Annotated in this window: 18 protein-coding genes; 9 read left to right on the forward strand and 9 right to left on the reverse strand. The window is 52.0% G+C overall.

Going from position 1 to position 18,942, the window contains the following annotated elements:
- Positions 1-29: 29 nt before the first annotated feature.
- The 4 genes from GSQ77_RS20570 (at position 30) to GSQ77_RS20585 (ending at position 4,899) form a co-directional block, all read left to right on the forward strand.
- Entirely contained in the window at positions 30-1,187 is a 1,158-nt protein-coding gene (locus tag GSQ77_RS20570) for a glycosyltransferase family 4 protein (protein WP_158904610.1), read from the forward strand.
- Positions 1,184-2,230: a UDP-glucose 4-epimerase GalE gene (gene galE, locus GSQ77_RS20575; protein WP_158904611.1), complete on the forward strand. Its 1,047-nt coding sequence runs from the start codon at positions 1,184-1,186 to the stop codon at positions 2,228-2,230. The genes GSQ77_RS20570 and galE overlap by 4 nt, the downstream gene beginning before the upstream one ends.
- 126 nt (positions 2,231-2,356) lie before the next feature.
- A complete protein-coding gene (locus GSQ77_RS20580) occupies positions 2,357-3,454 on the forward strand; it encodes a glycosyltransferase (RefSeq protein ID WP_158904612.1) in 1,098 nt (365 codons plus the stop codon).
- Between the two features lie 185 nt (positions 3,455-3,639).
- Positions 3,640-4,899, forward strand: a complete 1,260-nt coding sequence (locus GSQ77_RS20585; RefSeq protein ID WP_158904613.1) for an IS256 family transposase — start codon at positions 3,640-3,642, stop codon at positions 4,897-4,899.
- Positions 4,900-4,938: 39 nt separating this feature from the next.
- Here GSQ77_RS20585 and GSQ77_RS29985 read toward each other — a convergent pair whose 3' ends face one another.
- The gene (locus tag GSQ77_RS29985; protein WP_367889695.1) at positions 4,939-5,109 is read right to left on the reverse strand and encodes an IS3 family transposase; all 171 of its coding nucleotides are present in this window, start codon (positions 5,107-5,109) and stop codon (positions 4,939-4,941) included.
- Between the two features lie 124 nt (positions 5,110-5,233).
- Between GSQ77_RS29985 and GSQ77_RS20595 the strand changes: the two genes are divergently transcribed.
- From GSQ77_RS20595 to GSQ77_RS20615, 5 genes are all read left to right on the forward strand, one after another.
- Positions 5,234-6,220 carry a lysylphosphatidylglycerol synthase transmembrane domain-containing protein gene (locus GSQ77_RS20595; RefSeq protein ID WP_158904615.1) on the forward strand — a complete coding sequence of 329 codons (987 nt, stop codon included), beginning with the start codon at positions 5,234-5,236 and terminating at the stop codon, positions 6,218-6,220.
- A 4-nt stretch (positions 6,221-6,224) separates the two neighbouring features.
- A complete protein-coding gene (locus GSQ77_RS20600; protein WP_158904616.1) occupies positions 6,225-7,562 on the forward strand; it encodes a glycosyltransferase family 2 protein in 1,338 nt (445 codons plus the stop codon).
- Position 7,563: 1 nt separating this feature from the next.
- A complete protein-coding gene (locus GSQ77_RS20605; protein WP_158904617.1) occupies positions 7,564-8,343 on the forward strand; it encodes a bifunctional 2-polyprenyl-6-hydroxyphenol methylase/3-demethylubiquinol 3-O-methyltransferase UbiG in 780 nt (259 codons plus the stop codon).
- 295 nt (positions 8,344-8,638) lie between these two features.
- Positions 8,639-9,484 carry an FkbM family methyltransferase gene (locus GSQ77_RS20610; RefSeq protein WP_158904618.1) on the forward strand — a complete coding sequence of 282 codons (846 nt, stop codon included), beginning with the start codon at positions 8,639-8,641 and terminating at the stop codon, positions 9,482-9,484.
- Positions 9,481-11,193, forward strand: a complete 1,713-nt coding sequence (locus tag GSQ77_RS20615) for a hypothetical protein (RefSeq protein WP_158904619.1) — start codon at positions 9,481-9,483, stop codon at positions 11,191-11,193. Before GSQ77_RS20610 ends, GSQ77_RS20615 begins: the two co-directional genes overlap by 4 nt.
- Positions 11,194-11,431: 238 nt before the next feature.
- On the opposite strand, the gene GSQ77_RS20620 is transcribed toward GSQ77_RS20615, so the two are convergent.
- The 8 genes from GSQ77_RS20620 to GSQ77_RS20655 form a co-directional block, all read right to left on the reverse strand.
- Positions 11,432-12,556, reverse strand: a complete 1,125-nt coding sequence (locus GSQ77_RS20620) for a glycosyltransferase family 4 protein (protein WP_158904620.1) — start codon at positions 12,554-12,556, stop codon at positions 11,432-11,434.
- Positions 12,557-12,571: 15 nt separating this feature from the next.
- Entirely contained in the window at positions 12,572-13,315 is a 744-nt protein-coding gene (locus GSQ77_RS20625) for a glycosyltransferase family 2 protein (protein WP_158904621.1), read from the reverse strand.
- A gap of 3 nt (positions 13,316-13,318) precedes the next feature.
- On the reverse strand, positions 13,319-14,251 hold the full coding sequence (locus GSQ77_RS20630) for a GDP-L-fucose synthase (RefSeq protein WP_158904622.1): 933 nt from the start codon (positions 14,249-14,251) through the stop codon (positions 13,319-13,321).
- 43 nt (positions 14,252-14,294) lie between these two features.
- Entirely contained in the window at positions 14,295-15,461 is a 1,167-nt protein-coding gene (locus GSQ77_RS20635) for a nucleotide sugar dehydrogenase (protein ID WP_158904623.1), read from the reverse strand.
- 42 nt (positions 15,462-15,503) lie between these two features.
- Entirely contained in the window at positions 15,504-16,586 is a 1,083-nt protein-coding gene (gene gmd / locus GSQ77_RS20640; protein WP_158904624.1) for a GDP-mannose 4,6-dehydratase, read from the reverse strand.
- Between the two features lie 14 nt (positions 16,587-16,600).
- On the reverse strand, positions 16,601-17,518 hold the full coding sequence (locus GSQ77_RS20645) for a glycosyltransferase family 2 protein (protein WP_158904625.1): 918 nt from the start codon (positions 17,516-17,518) through the stop codon (positions 16,601-16,603).
- Complete coding sequence (locus tag GSQ77_RS20650) at positions 17,515-18,441, reverse strand: NAD(P)-dependent oxidoreductase (protein WP_158904626.1); 927 nt, start codon at positions 18,439-18,441, stop codon at positions 17,515-17,517. Before GSQ77_RS20650 ends, GSQ77_RS20645 begins: the two co-directional genes overlap by 4 nt.
- 22 nt (positions 18,442-18,463) lie before the next feature.
- On the reverse strand, positions 18,464-18,942 hold a 479-nt coding region (locus GSQ77_RS20655), incomplete at its 5' end, for an SGNH/GDSL hydrolase family protein (protein ID WP_158904627.1).

The raw sequence follows: 18,942 nt of genomic DNA on the forward strand, positions 1-18,942 counted from the left end.
AACTGCTACGCGCTCTTTATGAATTCCCCATGACTGTCAGCCGCCCCTTGCATGTCTGCCTGGTGTGCAACACCGCCTGGGCGATCCATACTTACCGCCCCGGGCTGATCAAGGCTCTACTAGCGCAGGGTGCGCGCGTCACAGTGCTAGCGCCGTACGATCGTACTTTTGCACCGTTACAGGCATGGGGGGTGACGTGCATAGACGTGCCGATTCATTCCAAAGGCACCAACCCGCTTGCCGACCTGAAAACGCTGGTGACGCTGTGGCGGCACTATTGGGCGTTGAAACCGGACATGGCGTTTCACTACACCATCAAAGCCAATATCTACGGGACGATTGCGGCGGCACTAGCACGCGTCAAGTCGATCGCGGTTACGACTGGGCTGGGCTATGTGTTTATCCAGCGCAGCCGCGCGGCGCAGGTCGCCAAACAACTGTACAAAATAGCGTTTCGATTTCCCCACGAGGTCTGGTTTCTAAACCCCGACGACCACCGCACCTTTGTTGACGCCGGCCTGCTGGTTCATCCCGAGCGCGCTGAGCTACTGCGTAGCGAAGGGATAGACCTCGAACAATTTCCACTGACGCCGATTGCCGCGGGAAAGCCCGATTTCGTGTTTATTCTGGTTGGGCGCTTGCTTTGGGACAAAGGAGTGGCCGAATATGTGGCCGCCGCGCGTGCTGTGAAGGCGCGGTATCCGCAGGCACGCTTTCAATTGCTCGGGCCGGTCGGCGTCGCTAATCCGAGCGCAATCTCGAAGCAGGAGGTCGAGCAGTGGGTGGCAGAAGGCGTGGTGGAATGGCTGGGCGAAACTGACGATGTGCGGCCATATCTGAGCGCGGCTGACTGCGTGGTGCTGCCGTCTTACCGTGAAGGCATGCCGCGCACGTTGCTGGAGGCATCCGCATTGGGGCGGCCGATTGTCGCTACCCGCGTGCCCGGTTGCCGCGATGTGGTGGAGGACGGCGTGACGGGCTTGCTGTGTGAAGTCCGCAGTGCAGACGATCTGGCTGCTAAGATGCTGCAGATGCTCGAAATGTCGGCGCAGCAGCGCGCTCATATGGGCGAGTTGGGACGCGCCAGAATGCAGGCCGAATTCGACGAACGATTGATCATTCAACGCTATTTTGCGGCACTGACGACGCACACTGGTGTGCGTTTCGAGGAGAAGAGACCATCATGACGGGAAGCGTACAAAGAAAAGGTCAGACCAAAGGCACCATCCTCGTGACAGGTGGCGCCGGCTTCATCGGCTCGCATACCTGTGTCGAACTGCTCAACGGCGGGTATGACGTGGTGGTGGTTGATAACCTGGTCAATAGCCGTGCCGAGTCGCTGCGGCGCGTTGAAAGCATTACCGGCAAGAAGATCGATTTCTATCAGGAAGATGTGCGTGACGAGAAGGCGCTGGCGCGTGTCTTCGACAATCATCCTATTTCGGCTGCGATTCATTTCGCTGCGCTTAAGGCTGTTGGGGAGTCGGTCGCTCAGCCGATTGAGTACTATCGGAACAATATCGATAGTTTGCTGGTGCTTGCGCAGACCATGCGTGATCGTAACGTGAAGAATTTTGTTTTTAGTTCTTCGGCGACGGTTTATGGCAATCCGGCGAGTGTGCCGATTGATGAGAGTTTTCCCCTCTCGGCGACTAATCCTTATGGGCAGACTAAGCTGATTGCAGAGCAAGTTCTGCGGGATCTGGAGATTTCGGATTCGAGTTGGCGTATTGCTACGTTGCGGTATTTCAATCCGGTAGGGGCGCATGAGAGTGGGCGGATTGGGGAAGATCCGGCGGGGGTGCCGAATAATTTGATGCCGTATGTCGCGCAAGTGGCTGTGGGGAAATTGGCTAAGTTGCGGGTGTTTGGGAATGACTACGACACGCCGGATGGCACGGGTATGCGGGATTTTATTCATGTGGTTGATTTGGCGCGTGGGCATTTGGCCGCGCTGGATGCGTTGGGTCGGTTGAATCGTAGTTTTACGGTTAACTTGGGCACGGGGTTGGGGTATAGCGTGCTTGATGTGATTCGGGCGTTTGAAGCGGCTAGCGGGCGGCCCGTGCCGTATGAGATTGTTGAGCGGCGGCCTGGTGATATTGGGGCTTGTTATGCGGATCCGAAGCTGGCGGCGGAGTTGATTGGTTGGCGTGCGGAATATGGGATTGAGCGCATGTGTGTGGATCAATGGCGCTGGCAGTCGGGGAATCCGGATGGGTTTGTATAATTTGTGCGCACCACCGTTCGTACGTACACGTCAAACGCGCGTTGATTTGGCGCGCGTTTAACGTCTTGGCTTGAAGTCCTTTCCTCGTTCATCCCTCTCTCCCGCAACCGGCCTCCCGCATCAGTCATGCTCAGTTTCGCTCTCGGTTTTTTTGTCTCGCTGTTGGCTACCCTGCTGGTGATCCGCTACGCGCATCTGCATGAGCGTTTTTCTGGAGACCAGGATTTGAGCGGTGTGCAGAAATTCCATGCGCATGCTGTGCCGCGTATTGGTGGGGTTGGGATTTTGCTGGGGCTGATCGCTGCGGCGTTAGAACTGCAGCTCAGTTATCCGCGCGTTTCGATGGCGATTTTGATTCTGGCTGCTTGCGGTATGCCGGCGTTTTTGTCTGGCTTGGTTGAGGATCTGACTAAACGGGTCAGTCCGCTGGTGCGCTTGCTGTGCACTATGGCGGCGGCGTTGCTGGCTTATTTTTTGATGGGCGCGGCTGTTACGCGCTTGAGCGTGCCCTGGGTTGATATGGCGCTGGCATTGCCGCTGGTGGCTTGCGTTGTGACGGTGTTGGCAGTGGCGGCGCTTGCGAATGCGGTGAATATTATCGATGGGTTTAATGGGCTGGCTGCGATGGTCAGCTTCATGATGTTTGCTTCGTTGGCTTATGTGGGGTTTCAGGTTTCGGACCCGGTTGTGCTGTCGGGATCGCTGATCATGATGGGGGCGATTCTTGGCTTTTTTATTTGGAATTTCCCGGCGGGTCTGATTTTTCTGGGCGATGGTGGGGCTTATTTTGTTGGGTTCTTTCTTGGGGAATTGGCGATTTTGTTGGTGCTGAGGCATCGCGATGTTTCGCCTTGGTATCCGGTGCTGCTTTTCATGTATCCGATCTTTGAGACTTGTTTTTCGATCTATCGGAAGCGGTTCGTGCGAGGGATGTCAGCGGGGATGCCGGATGGGGTGCATCTGCATATGCTGGTTTATAAGCGGCTGATGCGCTGGGCGGTGGGAGGGAAGACGGCGCGGGAGTTGACGCGGAGGAATTCGCTGACTTCGCCTTATCTTTGGTTACTGTGCCTGGTGGCGGTGGTACCGGCGACATTGTTTTGGCGGCATACGGTGCATTTGTTTGTGTTTGTGGTGGTGTTTGTTGTGACTTATGTTTGGTTGTATTTGAGCATTGTGCGGTTTAAGGTGCCGCGGTGGATGGTGGTTCGGAAGGGGAAGTGAACTCAGAAATTAAGGTTACGCCAATAGTGAGGTCTCCTGGGCATTCGTCTTCCAACCAACCGGTGGGTTTTATGCAGCCTGTTCTCCCTGCTTTTGTTCGCAGATCCAGCGCGATCGAGATACTCGATGAGCCTATCCGTTTCTTTGTGTGTGAGGCATAAACTGGCAACGTAAGGAGGCCTGTTATGCCACGCAAACAGAAGGAAGACGTGATGGTCGAGCCGGGTCAGGGACTCAATCTGGACCCGGAATTGATCAAGCAGCTGGTGCCTGGAATGTTGGATCGTTCGACACTGGAGGTACAGCTGTGGGCGCTCAAGAAGGCGATTTTCGAGCGAGCGCTAGGCGCCGAGATGACTCACCACCTCGGCTACAGCAAGGGCGAGGCCAAGCCAGCCGAGCTGGCCAATTACCGCAACGGCAGCAGCCGCAAGCGCGTCACGACCGACGACGACACCGTCGAATTAGAAATCCCCCGAGATCGCGAAGGCACATTTGACCCGGTTTTGATCGCCAAGGGCGAGCGCCGGTTCAAGGGCTTTGACGACAAGATTATCGCCATGTATGCCCGTGGCATGACGGTGCGCGAGATTCAGGGGTTTCTGTTGGAGATGTACGGCATCGAGGTGTCGCCGGATTTCATCAGCACGGTCACCGATGCGGTGGTCGAGGAAGTACGGGAGCGGCAGCAGCGCCCGCTCGATGCCATGTATCCGGTGGTCTTTTTCGATGCGTTGCGCGTCAAGATTCGCGACGAAGGGACCGTACGCAACAAGGCGATCTACCTGGCCTTGGGCATGCGCCGCGACGGCACACGGGATGTTCTAGGGATCTGGATCGAACACAGTGAGGGCGCCAAGTTCTGGCTACGCGTAGTCAATGACCTCAAGATCCGTGGCGTGCAGGATATCCTGATCGCGGTTGTGGATGGGCTCAAAGGCTTTCCGGGAGCGATCAATGCCGTGTTCCCGGAGACGACCGTGCAAACCTGTATCGTCCATCTGATCCGCAACTCGCTGGACTTTGCGAGCTGGAAGGACCGCGGGCAAGTTGCGGCAGCACTCAAAGAAATCTATCGAGCGCCAACGGCTGAGGCTGCTGCACAAGCGCTGGAGGCCTTCGATGCAGGTCCTTGGGGCCGCAAACACCCACCGATTGCAGCCCTGTGGCGCCGGGTCTGGGAGCAGGTCATTCCGTTCTTCGCGGTCCACCCGGATGTGCGCAAGGTTGTGTACACGACAAACGCGATTGAGTCGCTGCACATGCAGTTGCGTAAGGTCATTAAGGCACGCGGACACTTCCCAACCGACGAGGCGGCCCTCAAGCTGATATGGCTGGCACTGCGCAACATCATTGCCAAATGGACCGGCACCCGACATGATTGGAAACGCGCCATGACCCAATTCGCTTTGCTTTACCCGGAGCGTTTCACTATCGCGCTATGAGATTCACAACCGCCTCACACACAGAGTTTCGGATACGTCCTACTCGATTGGCGACCTATAGCCAAGCATCGAATGCGGTCGCTTTCGATTGTAAAAGACTTCGATATATTCGAAACCGACGGCGTTCATTGCGGCATGCGTCGTGTACGCATCCCCCATGAACTCCTCTGTTCTTAAGATTGCAGCCAATTTGACGCGCCCGCCCTGCACAGTAGTCCGCAAAGCATTGTCTGGTGTTGCTCAAAATGCGACAATGAAGGTTTTTTAGCAGAAGCCGCCCTTTCATTTAAAGGGGATTTTTCGATTATCCAGACAAAAAAAAGCAAGAAAACAAGTGGTCAATCATTTTCTCACCAAGAAAACCAAGCAAACGCTCATTGTCTCCGGCATCAGTTTGGCCCTAGTCGGTTTTTTGGTTAGGGCCGTCGACTGGAAAGATGCTTTCCGTATCTTTCAGGGCGGGGTCTCACCAAACTCGTTGTGGCCATTCTTGTTAATGGCTTTCGCCATCGCCTTGATTTACGGGTACCGCTGGCGACTACTACTCAAACCAAAACTTAATCACAAGGCATCTCTGATTGCATCGACGCTATGCCTTGGAGGAAACATGATTCTTCCGGCGCGAGGGGGAGATCTACTGCGGGTTCACTACAGCCATGTTGTTGGCAAAATGCCGCATGCCGAAGTCCTCAGCAGGCTATTTGTCGAAAAAGTCATCGATCTTGCGACCATCGCTGCAGTTGGCGTACTTGCTTCTGCCTCCTTGCATGAGCCAAGTGTTTCCTCGCATCCATCTATCCTGATAATTTTCACTGTATCCGCGCTGACGATGGCTTTTGTCGCTGTGGTGGCGATCAAGTATTTCGGCGAGCCGATGTTGCGTTGGTTGCAGCCAGTCTTCAAACTCGCCGGAAAGACTGCGTTTTTTGAGCGACACGTCACGCACCTGGTGCGTGATGCCAGTCGCACCCTCACCTTACCGACCGTGCTCCTGCCTGGCATCCTTACATTGGCCATGTGGCTGTCCGTATATGCGCTGTCTTACATTCTCGCCGCCCGAATTGTTGGCGTAACGTTAAGTTACCAAGAATCGTTGCTAGTTCTTTTTGCTGGCGCTTTAGGCTTAATGCTCCCTGCAGCGCCGTCAGGCGTAGGAACATTTCATGCCTCGGTCGTTTCGGCCTTCATTTTTTTGGGCCGCTCTCCGGCGGAGGGATTACTCGTGGCGACCGCCATTCACCTTCTATTTTTTGTGGCATACGCGGTACCTGCGGCGTTTCTCTACGGTCGCTGGCGCCTAACTCGAAACGTACCAAGCTGAGTTCATGAGAAACTACTTCTATTCACTGCTGCGAAAGTATCTGTCGCTGTTCATTCTGCCGCAAAACTCGGTTGTTGAAGTCGATCCAACATCCTCTTTGTTGGTCGGAGCGATGCCTCAAGGCAAGGTGGCGTTTCGCAACGCCCCGGAAGAGATAGCGTTGGCTACAAATTTCCGAGAGGGTGCCGTGCTTCCTGTCAAGAGCATTTATGAGGCGCGACCAGACTATCTTGTAATCAGCGGCCTGATTCATTACGAGCGAGACATCCAAGGCCTGTTAGGCAGTTTGCACAAAATGTGTCACCGGGAGACGCGCCTGGTGTTGACCTACTACAGCAGTCTGTGGCGTCCATTTACTAACCTCGCGTCGAAGCTCGGCTTGCGCCGCAAGTTACCAGAATCGAACTGGCTGGCACATGAGGACATCAAGAATCTCTTAGAACTTGAGAATTTTGAGTTGATTCGACTCGATCACAAAATACTTTTTCCATTTTATGTTCCAGTCGTAAGCAATTTCTTTAACCGGTACTTAGCCCCATTACCGCTATTCAAGATTTTTTGCCTTTTGAATATCGCCGTTGCCAGGCCATTGGTCGACGAAGTCAATAAGAAGCAAGCAATCCCATCGGTCTCAATTGTCGTTCCCGCCCGGAATGAGTCAGGAAATATCGACAACATCGTCAAGCGCATTCCCACCATGGGGCCCAATGACGAAATTATATTTATTGAAGGTAACTCAACAGACGATACATGGCAGGCCATTCAGGCGGCGCACGCCCGCTACGGGCAGGAGCGCCCCATCCTCATCGCTCAACAGAGTGGAAAAGGCAAAGGGGACGCGGTACGAAAAGGATTTGGACTTGCCACGAATGAAATTCTCATGATCCTCGATGCGGACATGACCGTTCCCCCTGAGGACCTCCCTAAGTTTTACCACGCCATCAGGGACGGAAAAGGCGAATTCATTAACGGCACGCGTTTGGTCTATCCCATGGAGAAAGAGGCGATGCGCTTCTTCAACCTTCTTGGCAATAAATTTTTCGCCATCGCTTTTTCCTTCGTTCTTGGGCAACGATTTAAAGACACGTTGTGCGGCACCAAGGTGATTAGTCGTTCAAATTATCTGCAACTGGCGAAGAACCGCTCCTTCTTTGGCGACTTCGATCCCTTCGGCGACTTCGACCTAATTTTCGGTGCTGCTCGGATGGGGCTGAAGATCGTCGAAGTTCCAATTTGCTATCGCGAGCGCGTCTACGGAGAGACAAATATCTCTCGCTGGCGCCATGGCGCCATCTTGCTTGCAATGCTTATTTTTTCTGCGAAACGAATAAAGTTCCTCTGAGATGAACGTAGATAGCCAAAAACTTTATCAACACGACCTAGATCAAACTCTGGCGAATCGGGAGCGTCTCCAAAACAATCGCAACCTGATGTTTTGGTATCGAGAACTCTATCGAGATTTGTTTCGCACGGTTCCCGACATCGCCCAGAAACGAGTGCTGGAAATTGGAAGTGGAACCTCTCCGCTCAAAATGTTTCTGCCTAACGTCATTACGACGGACGTCCTGACGCTTGAGCATCTGGACCTTGTCTTCGATTGTCACAACATCGCTGACTTGGCTGAAATACCAGATCACAGCATTGACGTCATCACGCTAACGAATGTCCTGCATCACCTGCGCGACCCGATTCACTTTTTACACGGCGCGTCTCGCAAGCTTAGAAAGGGCGGCGATATATTCATCGTCGAACCGTATTTCTCGGTGTTGTCCTATTCGTTGTTCAAGTTCTTGCACCATGAACCTGTAAATTTTGATATATCTCGCCCAGTCTTGGACACGGTCGACGGCCCCTTGTCTTCTTCAAATCAGGCGATTCCATACATGATCTTCTTTTCTCGGCCAAACTGGTTAAAGGAATTAGCTGACAATTACGAATTAGAGGAGACGCGCTTCGGATTTTTTACGAGTCTGGCCTATATGGTAACGGGTGGAATTTCCCGAATATTTCCAGTTCCACACTGTATCTATCGGCCGTACCTCATGCTTGATCGGTCTTTGGCACGCATGCTACCCAAACTATTCGCTTCTTTCTTTAGTGTCCGCTTGGTTGCTAAAAGATAAACATGTAAAATTTGGTATTCGGCTTGACCAGTAGCCACATGAACATTGCTACGGGGTCTACTGCCCTTTGTCAGTCTTGAAGATTAACGTGCGGCGGTGGTTCCCTCAAAAGTTATTGACTTAATCAATTCTCTCGGTTTTTTAAATACAAACAACAAGCTGTTTAGATGGTGATCTCTTCGAAGATTCTCGGCTTGGTCCGAATAATATTGATAACCGTTGCAATCTAATAGTCACCAAGCGCTCATGTGCCTAATATTGATATGCACATATAATAAGTAGGACTCAGCTTACTATGTTATCTACTAGCCACAAAATCAAAATCGCTCGTGGCCTTTCGGCCACAGTTCTTTCAGTACGTAGTCTCTTTGGCCTTCCCCCTGAGGTTGTTGCCACCCGCAGGGGATTGACCTGGTCACTCAATCTAAAGGAAGGTATTGATCTGGCTATTTACGCTCTGAGTGGGTTCGAGCTTCGAACCCTGCGCCGGTATGCCCAGTTGATCAAGGAGGGCAACGTCGTTCTCGACATCGGGGCCAACGTTGGTGCCCACACCCTGCCACTAGCTCAACTTGTAGGAAACACCGGCAAAGTGTTCTCATTTGAGCCAACGGCCTATGCGTTTGCGAAGCAGCAAGCAAACATCGCACTCAACCCATCCCTCGTTTCGAGAATTAGCGCTCATCAGATGATGCTGATGGCCACGGATGCCGATCCGCTACCTGATTCAGTGTACTCAAGCTGGCCGCTTGAAACCGCCGACGATTTGCATAGTCAGCATCACGGCCGCTTGATGGAAACTCGTGGATCTGTCAAAGGCACCTTGGATAGTTTTGTTCGGAATGCGGGAATCGAGCGTATCGACTTTATCAAACTTGATGTGGATGGTAATGAAAATGATGTGCTGGCTGGAGCAAAGACAGTCTTAGAAAATTCAAAACCCAAGATAATGCTCGAGCTCGCGCCCTATGTTTATGCATCGGCGCCGCATAAGTTTGATGAATTGTTAGAAGATCTCTGGCGCATGGGATACCAAATATCCGATATAGCGACAGGACTGCCGTTGCCACAGAATTCAGCTGCGATCAGGGCACTTATTCCCGAAGCTGGCTGTTTGAATGCGTTAGCCGAAATTCAATGATGAATACTATTTCAACACCCAAAAGGAAGCGTGCGATCTCTTTTGTTTCGCTACCCTTAATTTTTACATCGCTACCCTTCATTTTGGTGGCGGCTGTATGGCTATATTTCGCTGTGTTACACCCCATTCCTTACTGGCAAGAGTCCGGGGATTATCCGTGGTACGCGTTATCGCAAGCATTCACACTGGAAGCAAAGTTCTCGGGTTTTCCGGCAACGAATTTAGGATACAACATCCATCCCGGCGTACCATTTGGATTTGCCGGTTGGGTGGCATTCCGTCTCGCCACCCAGGGACTAAGCGATAGTAGCGAACGGATAGCTTATGCTATGGCCAACGCGCAAACATTTTGGTTGTGGGCAAAAATCATTGCGCTCGCCCTGAATCTTGCGGGCATGCTTGCGTTGCAACGTATATTTAAGGGAGACGCATTACGTTTCTGTATCGCGTGCGGACTTTATTTCGCTGCGATTCCCGCGGTATTCGGCACCTCACTTCTGCAGTTAACAAATGAGAGCTTTGCACTCGTATATATTACATCATTTTACTATTTGACGTTTAGACTCTTAACTGATCAGAAGAACCTTGAAACGGAGCCACGTCCCAGGTCCTCAATTTTCACTCGCGATTTATTAAGCTTCCTTTTAGGATCTTTAACTGCGCTTGGATGCTCAATAAAAATATATTACACAGCACCTGCGTTTGGAATGGTAATTGGCCTCATAGCTGCTGTTATGGTGAAAGCCCTTGACAAAAGATCTGCCTTAAGAGTTTTCGTAACATTTCTAGGTGGATTGCTTTTTTCAGGCACCTTAGTCATAAATTTCGTAATTGGCTGGCCCGCATTTAAAGAATGGATTATTTGGAATTACGGAATGCTATCGCATACAAATCGCTATGGAAGCGGCGACCAAGGGTTTATGCAATTGTCACTGGCATTGGATGCAATCAAAGATCTCACATTCACGACATTAGGCACTTTTCCATTAATTACCGCATCTCTGATAACGATTTATCTGGGAACAACAATAAACGGCATAAAAGACAAGCCATGGAAGAAAAAAAATATTCCATTTGTTGTCGCAATATTTTTTGGAATTTTTATAAACCTTACTGGTCTATTAAAACATTACTCACCTCTATCGCAACATTACGCACTTCCCTTATGCGCATCTTTATCGTGTTTGCTATTAATAAAAAATAAAGACGCCTATGGTCGAAATTTCTTAAAGATTGGAGTGATTTTGGTCGCTGCTTTACTAGTCGTTAACTTACATTCCTACACAAAAATTCATACAACAAATAATCAATTGGCGAGCGCCGTAATCCGGGATTCCGAGACAATAGAAAAGCTACCCCTTTTGCCTGGGGAAAAACGCGTATGGGGATACTACAGCCCTACAAAAGCTGGTGTTATGCCAATGATTAACCAATACGCAGGATCGTCCTTTGTTTCGCAGATTATCAACAAAAACTCCAGCTCCAATGACGTTACTCCAAACGATGATCGGGACACGAAAAATTGGCGATATGTAATATTCCCCAAAAGCTATTTTCCAACCCGAGAATCTATTCCCCAAAACTACCCAAAGCAATTCGATTTTGCCGTGACAAAATTTGCGATTCGCGATACGGACAAAATCTCCGAGTTAGAGACATTCTTTTTACTGAGTAGGGTATCTGATGTTACGCCCGGCTCGGCCAAGTAGCCTTTTCAAGGTCGGCGAGATACCGTATAGCGCCTGCTGCGCGGTGTCACATCTTCCGACACGCGGATCGGGCTAGCAGCTGGCAATCCCCTAACCTCATTTTTTGCAATCGCTTGAAATCGGGAGTACCGTCTCGCTGTCTCTTGCGACGCACGAACGGTGACCCTTCTGCGCTAGCGTACACGTGTCCACCTATTGGTTAAGTGGGCAAGATACACTCAAGATTCGGACTGGTTATTCAAGATAGCTTCCTGGCGCGTACCAAAGTACGGTACAAATCGACATACGAGTTCACCATTTGCTCAGCCGTAAAATACTTCCAATACCTCTCCTCCGCTAGGCGGCCCATTTCAGCAGCTTCTTCGGGGTGCGTCCATAGATGGTGCATGGCAGAGCGCAGCGCCTCGGGTTCGCTGGGTGGAATGACAAGCCCCGTCTGCTCCGCTACATTGATAAAAGTTGTGCCGGTGCCGATTTCACAGGAAATCATCGGTTTGCCGTACATAGCACCTTCCAACAGCGAGATACCGAAAGCTTCGGAACGCAGATGCGAAGGAAAAACCAGGCCGTAGCAAAGGGTGAGCAATGCTACCTTGTCCTCATCATCTAAATGCCCAAGGAAATGAACATTGCGCAAACCGAGTCTGGCTGCCTGAGCCTTCAACTCTCCCTCAATCGGCCCTACGCCAACGATCACGATGGGGTAGTCGGTTCCCCGCGCGGCTTCCATCAGAGTATGCAACCCCTTGTAGTAGCGGATTACGCCTACAAACAGGAAAAATGCCGGACCAAGCTTCTCGCGCCAGAACCGTAGACGATCCAGAGATGGCTGGGGATAGGTGGCCTTGTCAAGACCAATTGGAATCACGGAAACTTTGTCCGAGAATCTCCTCAGGACATCGCTGGTTGCCAAATAATTGGGCGACGTCGCAACAATGCGATCCATACTCGCCAAAAAGCGTCGCATTAAAGGACGATATAGCTTCAATAAATACTTCTGGCGAATGATGTCCGAATGGTAAGTCACCAAGGCAGGCTTGTTTACACGGGTCGCAAAGTGCACGACGTCCATGAATGGCCATGGGAAATGATAGTGGACAATATCTGCTTTCTTCGCCAACTCCGAGAAACGCGAAAAAGCAGAGATCGACAAACCCGTCGACGCAATCTGCAAATCGAATCGCACGCGGTGCGCGTGATAACCATTGATTTCAATAGTGCTCGCCCCCCGGTCGGCGGTAAGTGACAGGACATCGGTCTCGATACCGAGCTTTTCGGTACCCCGGGCAATCTGATTAATAACCTGCTCTACCCCACCCATCGTATCTGGGAAGGCGGTTTTGTAAAAGTGCAGAACCCGCATTCAATTCTGCTCCGATTAACCCATTATTGATTTAAACCACACCGCATAGGGCTGCGCTAACCACCATTTCAACGGTACTCGACCATAGTACTTACGCACGACCTTCATCGCCTCCTGGTAATGCCGGCGGCGCTGGGTTTTGGTTTTCGTGTCTTCATGCTCTCGATTTACCGCCACAAAATCATCCAGGAAACGCAACGGTCCTTCCTGCTTGAACAACCGCCACCACAAGTCGTAGTCCATCGCCATATGCAATTTCCCGTCAACGCCGCCCACAGCCTCCCATGCAGTCCGTCGAATCAAGGTCGCCGGTTGTGAAATGATACAGCGCAAGGCCAAGCGTGGTTCATTAAACGGCTCCACCCAAGCTGGGTAACGTTTTCCGGATTTTTGCACCACATTCCATGAGCGTCCATAAACGGCTGGTGCGCTCGGATAACCTTGTAGCCCGCGAACCAACGTGAGCAATCCACCGGGCAGAAGCCAGTCATCGCTGTTTAGCCAGCAAACGTAAGGTGCCTGTCCTTGAGCAATGCCCTCATTGATGGCCGCGGCCTGCCCGTCATCGGCGTGACTGCGCCAACCAGCCAATCGGTGCTCCCACTTACGGATCACATCCATAGACCCGTCTGACGATCCTCCGTCCACTAGAAACACCTCAACCGGGACGTCCTGCTCAAAGATAGAGGTCAGTGCGTCATCCAGAAATCGCCCTTGGTTAAAAGACGGGACAGCAATCGTTACCAATGGCTCTCCCATGCTTCACGCAAGCGATCGGGTTAGAAAATCTGCATAGGCTTTGCCAATTCCGTCTTGTAGAGAAGTACTAGCCGCCCAACCCAGCTCGCTCATCCGGTCAACATTCAACAATTTTCGTGGTGTTCCATCGGGTTTGCCCGTGTCCAGCACAATCTTGCCTTCAAAACCGACGACACTCATGACAACCTCAGCCAACTCGCGAATGGTTACATCCTCGCCAGTGCCAACGTTGAATAGCCCTTCACTGACGGCGCTTTCCATTAGAAATACGCAGGCATCCGCCATGTCGTCTACATATAAGAACTCACGCATCGGCCGGCCAGACCCCCATACCACCAACTCTTTGTCCCCCCGTACTTTGGCTTCATGCGCTTTTCGAATCAAAGCAGGCAGTACGTGGCTATTATCTAGATCGTAGTTGTCACTCGGCCCATAAAGGTTGGTTGGCATCGCCGAAACATATTGGGTGCCGTATTGCCGATTGTAATTTTCGCATAATTTTATACCGGCAATCTTTGCAATCGCATAGGGCTCGTTGGTCGGCTCCAACGGACCGGACAATAAATATTCTTCCTTAATCGGCTGCGGACAATCGCGCGGATAAATACAGCTTGACCCCAGAAAAAGCAAACGCTGTACTCCAGCAAGCCAGGCGGCATGCACGACGTTCGCCTCCATCATTAGGTTCTGGTAGATGAATTCGGCGCGGTAGACGTTGTTGGCGTGGATGCCCCCTACCTTAGCGGCAGCCAGAAAAATATAATCGGGCTTTTCCTGCTCCAGAAACGAAACCACTGCGGCTTGGGTGGTCAGATCCAGCTCGGCATGAGAACGCGTGACGAGGTTCGTGTAGCCGTCAGAAACCAACCGGCGCGCAATTGCAGATCCCACCATTCCACGGTGGCCTGCTATGTAAATCTTGGCAGTCTTTTCCATTACATTATTTATAGCCATAGAGAATTAACCGGCTTCTTTGAATTCAATCCCCGCCAAACAGGTCGCGGGAATAAACCTTGTCCCTTACGTCGTGAAGGTCGTCGCTCATACGGTTCGCAAGGATCACTTCCGCTTCCTGCTTGAAAGCAGCCAGATTGTTGACGACCCGCGAATTGAAGAACATGGCATCCTTCAGCGCCGGCTCGTGGACGATTACCTCGATGCCCTTGGCCTTGATCCGTTTCATGATGCCCTGGATGCTCGATGCACGAAAATTATCCGAGCCGCTCTTCATAATGAGGCGATGTACGCCTACGATCGCAGGATTCAATTGAATGATCGAGTCGGCGATAAAATCCTTGCGTGTCGTATTCGACTCGACAATGGCGTGGATGAGATTCTGCGGCACGTCCCGGTAATTGGCGAGAAGTTGTTTGGTGTCTTTGGGCAAACAGTAGCCGCCATAACCGAACGAGGGGTTGTTGTAATGGCTGCCGATCCGCGGGTCGAGTCCGACAGCTTCAATAATTTGCCGAGTATCCAGTCCGTGTGTGGCGGCATAGGTGTCGAGTTCGTTGAAGTAAGCCACCCGCATCGCGAGAAAAGTGTTCGCGAAAAGCTTGATCGCCTCCGCCTCGGTTGGGTCAGTGAGAAGCACCGGGATGTCGGTCTTGAGCGCACCTTCTTTAAGCAGCCCAGCAAAGGTTTCGGCTTGCTTTGAACGCGCTCCCACGACGATACGTGAGGGATAGAGGTTGTCGTAAAGCGCCCGGCCTTCGCGCAGGAATTCGGGCGAAAAGATTAGGGACTTACACCCCAGCGCCGAGCGAGTCTTGACAGTGTAACCGACTGGAACGGTCGACTTGATGACCATCACGGCATCCGGGTTGATCGCCATGACGTCCTTGATCACGGCCTCGACCGATTGCGTATTAAAGTAGTTCGTCTCTGGATCGTAGTCAGTCGGGGTCGCAATAATCACGAACTCGGCGCCCGTGTAAGCCTCGCGCTTGTCGAGTGTCGCACGGAAGCTCAGGTGCTTGTTCTCGAGATAGTCCTCGAGTTCAGTATCGATAATCGGTGATTCTCGGCGATTTAGCATCGCGACCCTCTCGGGCACTATGTCCAACGCGACGACCTCATTGTTCTGGGCGAGCAAAATAGCATTGGATAGCCCGACATAGCCGGTACCTGCGATCGCGATCTTCATCTTGAATGCTCAGTGGCGCCGTGTGCAGTCTTCACCAACAACTTACTCGTGGTAGTCATATGCAGAATAGCCATGTTTCTTTACCAGTTCATCGCGTTCGGCAGCCTTCAGGTCTTCGCGCATCATTTCCGAAACCAGTTCCTTAAAACTGATCTTTGGAGTCCAACCCAGCATCTCCTTGGCTTTGGATGCATCACCCAGCAAAGTTTCGACCTCGGTGGGCCGGAAGTAACGAGGATCGACGGCCACAATGCATTTGCCGTTTGCGTCATACCCCTTCTCATCGACGCCCCCACCCTTCCAGGTGATCTCCAGCCCAACTTCCTGCGCTGCGGCCACCACAAACTCACGCACGCTGTATTGCACGCCTGTGGCGATTACAAAATCCTCGGCCCGCTCTTGCTGCAACATCAGCCACTGCATCTCGACATAATCTTTCGCATGCCCCCAATCTCGCTTCGCATCGATGTTGCCGAGGTACAAGCATTCCTGCAGCCCAAGCTTGATTCGAGCCAAAGCGCGTGTGATCTTGCGGGTAACGAAAGTCTCGCCACGCACGGGACTTTCATGATTAAACAAAATACCGTTGCAGGCATAAATGCCATAAGCCTCACGGTAATTTACCGTAATCCAATAGGCATATAGTTTGGCAACTGCGTAAGGAGAGCGCGGATAAAAAGGCGTGGTTTCCTTTTGCGGAGTTTCCTGCACCAGCCCATATAGCTCTGAGGTCGATGCTTGATAGAAACGAGTCTTCTTTTCCAAGCCGAGTATGCGAATAGCTTCCAGAATGCGCAAGGCACCGAGCGCATCCGAGTTAGCTGTGTACTCGGGCTCTTCGAACGAAACCGCGACATGCGATTGTGCCGCCAGATTATAGATTTCATCCGGCTGCACTTGCTGGATGATGCGGGTCAGACTCGAGGAATCCGTCATGTCGCCATAATGCAGAACAAAGCGACGGTTCGTTTCGTGCGGATCCTGATACAGATGATCTATCCGGTCGGTGTTGAATAAAGAGGAGCGCCGCTTAACGCCGTGGACCTCATACCCTTTGTCCAAGAGTAATTCCGCGAGATATGCGCCATCCTGCCCTGTCACACCTGTAATCAATGCTTTTTTCATTTTCGGTCCAATCTTCAATTCAATAAACTAGTCTTAAACGCAGCATCGGCTTGTCGATGCCGAGAGAGATAACGCCAATGAAGCACCGCGCGCCGAATGCGGCCCATGTCCTTGCGACTGTGACGTCTGCGCAAATCCGCCATTTCGTTCGTGCCACGCGTGAGGAAATTCGCCTGTGACTTCTGACTTCCGTGGGCCCGGAAAACCCCAAACAATTCGGGTAAATGGTGGAAAACGGCCCCAATATCAATGAATCGCAAAATCAAATCCCAATCCATCGCGAACTGGAGATTGGCGTCAAACCTCGCGCCTACGTCATCCCAAATGGAACGCCGCCAGAACATCGACTCCTGAGGTACGTAGTCGACAAAGCCGAGAATTTGCGAATCATGTCCGGGTAGTACCCAACGACCGACCTCTAACCCATTTTCGTCAATGATCAACCTGTTGCCGTAAACGACATCGACAGATGGATGATCACGAAAATATCGCCCAACTAAGTGCAAGGCCCCGGGCAAAAGCATGTCATCAGAGTTCAAGTAACCCATGATCTCGCCTGAAGTCCGCGCAAACCCCCGATTCAAGGCGTCCGCCTGACCGCGATCGGCTTCGATGCGAATATCCACGCCTCGACCAGCGTACGGCCTGAGAACTTCCGCGGTGCCATCGCCGGACATGGCGTCCTGCACGACGTACTGCAAGTTCGCATACTCCTGCCCAACAACGCTTTCGAGCGTTTTACCGACGAACTGCGCTTGATTGAACGACGGCGTGACCAATGAAATCAACGGCAGATTGTCATCATCGCCGGTCTTAGCCAATCGATTAATTGACAGTGGACATGGCGGATGTTGATACAAGCGCCCGAGTCGAATACCCAGCATACGCCGACCCAACACACCAAGCCCCAAAGCCGAAAGCAAGGCCCTCATGCTAAACCATGTTCCTGCTTAAACCAAGTCACATAGCGAGCCAAACCGGCTCGCCACGCCGTCTTAGGTTGCCATCCCCACGCCATGGCTCGAGTCGTGTCAGCATGATAATGAAGGGGGTCACCCGGTCGTTGAGTGCCGCAAAACTCGGGAAGATCATCTCGCCCCATCAGCCGGAAAAGCTCCACTACCACATCTCGCACCGATACCGCTTCACCAAAACCGCCGTTCACGATGGGGCAATTTGACGAAGCATGGTCCGCGGCCCGGACCAACAACTCTGCGGCGTCGGCCACATATAGCCAATCTCTGGTCTCATCACCGGTACCAAAGAAAACAGACTCTTTGTCCAAGATTCGCCGACAGGCATCCCACAACAATTGTTTGCGAAAGCCCTCGCCGTAAATTGAAAAAAGTCGGACAACCGCAGCCTTTAATCCAAACAACCTGGAATGCTCGACCACCAATTCCTCAGCGATCTTTTTGTGCACACCATATGGGGATGCCGGGCGCAAAGGAAGTCTTTCCTGCATGGGCAAATAGTCGACTAAGCCGTAAACCGCAGCACTCGACGGATAGACCAGGGCTGCCCCGGGGGTGTCAACTCTGAGAAATTCCAGCACGGCGGCCGTCGTTCCCACCGTCCGTTGAAAGTCCGTGTGGGGTGCCGTGATTGATGCTCCAACGGCGCCACTGCCAGCACAATGAAAGATCAACTCTGGCCGCACATTGAGCGCACGCAGGTCGCGTAATGACACATCCCCTTCGACCCATGACGAAACGCCCCATGCCGCTTGATCTTCAGCATCCCATTTTCCGTGCCCTAACCCGACCACCCGCCAGTCACGCGAAGCCAAGGCCAAGGCAACATAGCGGCCAATCGTGCCGTGAGCCCCCGTAACCAGTGCGATTTTCTGTTTCATCAATTCAGATTTAATTTCGATTTTAGTTAGCGCCGTTGCGCGAGGAACAGAGCGCCCCTGTACCAGAGAGCAATTCCTCATCGAAAGTCTTATACGCTACCGACGTAGGATGCACGCCATCCACGGTGTAATGTCCCTTCCACTGGACACTTAGGAATTTTCTGTTTGCATCGATCAGCCGAACATCTTTCTCCTTTGCTAGCTGACGAATCGATGAGTTTAGTTGGTCAATGAGACTCGGATCGAAATAGGGCGTACCGAGGGGCATACCATCCTCCACAGGTAGGATCGTGAAAACCGCGACCATTGGACTTAATTTTTTGGCCAGATCAATCACTTCCGCATAATCATGCGTCCACTGACTTGCGTAATCGGCGGGCAATGCCATGCGATGTGCGTCATTGACTCCGACCGCCACAACAATACCGCTTAGCTTAGTACGTCCCGGGTTAGCTTCAATTTGTCGGAGCAAATCAAGTACGTCCTTTACCCCCCCCCCCC

The organism is Burkholderia sp. L27(2015) (assembly GCF_009765705.1).
GTDB lineage: Bacteria > Pseudomonadota > Gammaproteobacteria > Burkholderiales > Burkholderiaceae > LMUX01.

Coding starts and splice junctions, on each gene's coding strand:
- GSQ77_RS20580 (WP_158904612.1), top strand. CDS start 2,357: ATGCTCAGTTTCGCTCTCGGTTTTTTTGTCTCGCTGTTGGCTACCCTG.
- GSQ77_RS20645 (WP_158904625.1), bottom strand. CDS start 17,518: ATGAGGGCCTTGCTTTCGGCTTTGGGGCTTGGTGTGTTGGGTCGGCGT.
- galE (WP_158904611.1), top strand. CDS start 1,184: ATGACGGGAAGCGTACAAAGAAAAGGTCAGACCAAAGGCACCATCCTC.
- GSQ77_RS20630 (WP_158904622.1), bottom strand. CDS start 14,251: ATGGAAAAGACTGCCAAGATTTACATAGCAGGCCACCGTGGAATGGTG.
- GSQ77_RS20585 (WP_158904613.1), top strand. CDS start 3,640: ATGCCACGCAAACAGAAGGAAGACGTGATGGTCGAGCCGGGTCAGGGA.
- GSQ77_RS20600 (WP_158904616.1), top strand. CDS start 6,225: ATGAGAAACTACTTCTATTCACTGCTGCGAAAGTATCTGTCGCTGTTC.
- GSQ77_RS20610 (WP_158904618.1), top strand. CDS start 8,639: ATGTTATCTACTAGCCACAAAATCAAAATCGCTCGTGGCCTTTCGGCC.
- GSQ77_RS20625 (WP_158904621.1), bottom strand. CDS start 13,315: ATGGGAGAGCCATTGGTAACGATTGCTGTCCCGTCTTTTAACCAAGGG.
- gmd (WP_158904624.1), bottom strand. CDS start 16,586: ATGAAAAAAGCATTGATTACAGGTGTGACAGGGCAGGATGGCGCATAT.
- GSQ77_RS20620 (WP_158904620.1), bottom strand. CDS start 12,556: ATGCGGGTTCTGCACTTTTACAAAACCGCCTTCCCAGATACGATGGGT.
- GSQ77_RS20615 (WP_158904619.1), top strand. CDS start 9,481: ATGATGAATACTATTTCAACACCCAAAAGGAAGCGTGCGATCTCTTTT.
- GSQ77_RS20635 (WP_158904623.1), bottom strand. CDS start 15,461: ATGAAGATCGCGATCGCAGGTACCGGCTATGTCGGGCTATCCAATGCT.
- GSQ77_RS20605 (WP_158904617.1), top strand. CDS start 7,564: ATGAACGTAGATAGCCAAAAACTTTATCAACACGACCTAGATCAAACT.
- GSQ77_RS20570 (WP_158904610.1), top strand. CDS start 30: ATGACTGTCAGCCGCCCCTTGCATGTCTGCCTGGTGTGCAACACCGCC.
- GSQ77_RS20650 (WP_158904626.1), bottom strand. CDS start 18,441: ATGAAACAGAAAATCGCACTGGTTACGGGGGCTCACGGCACGATTGGC.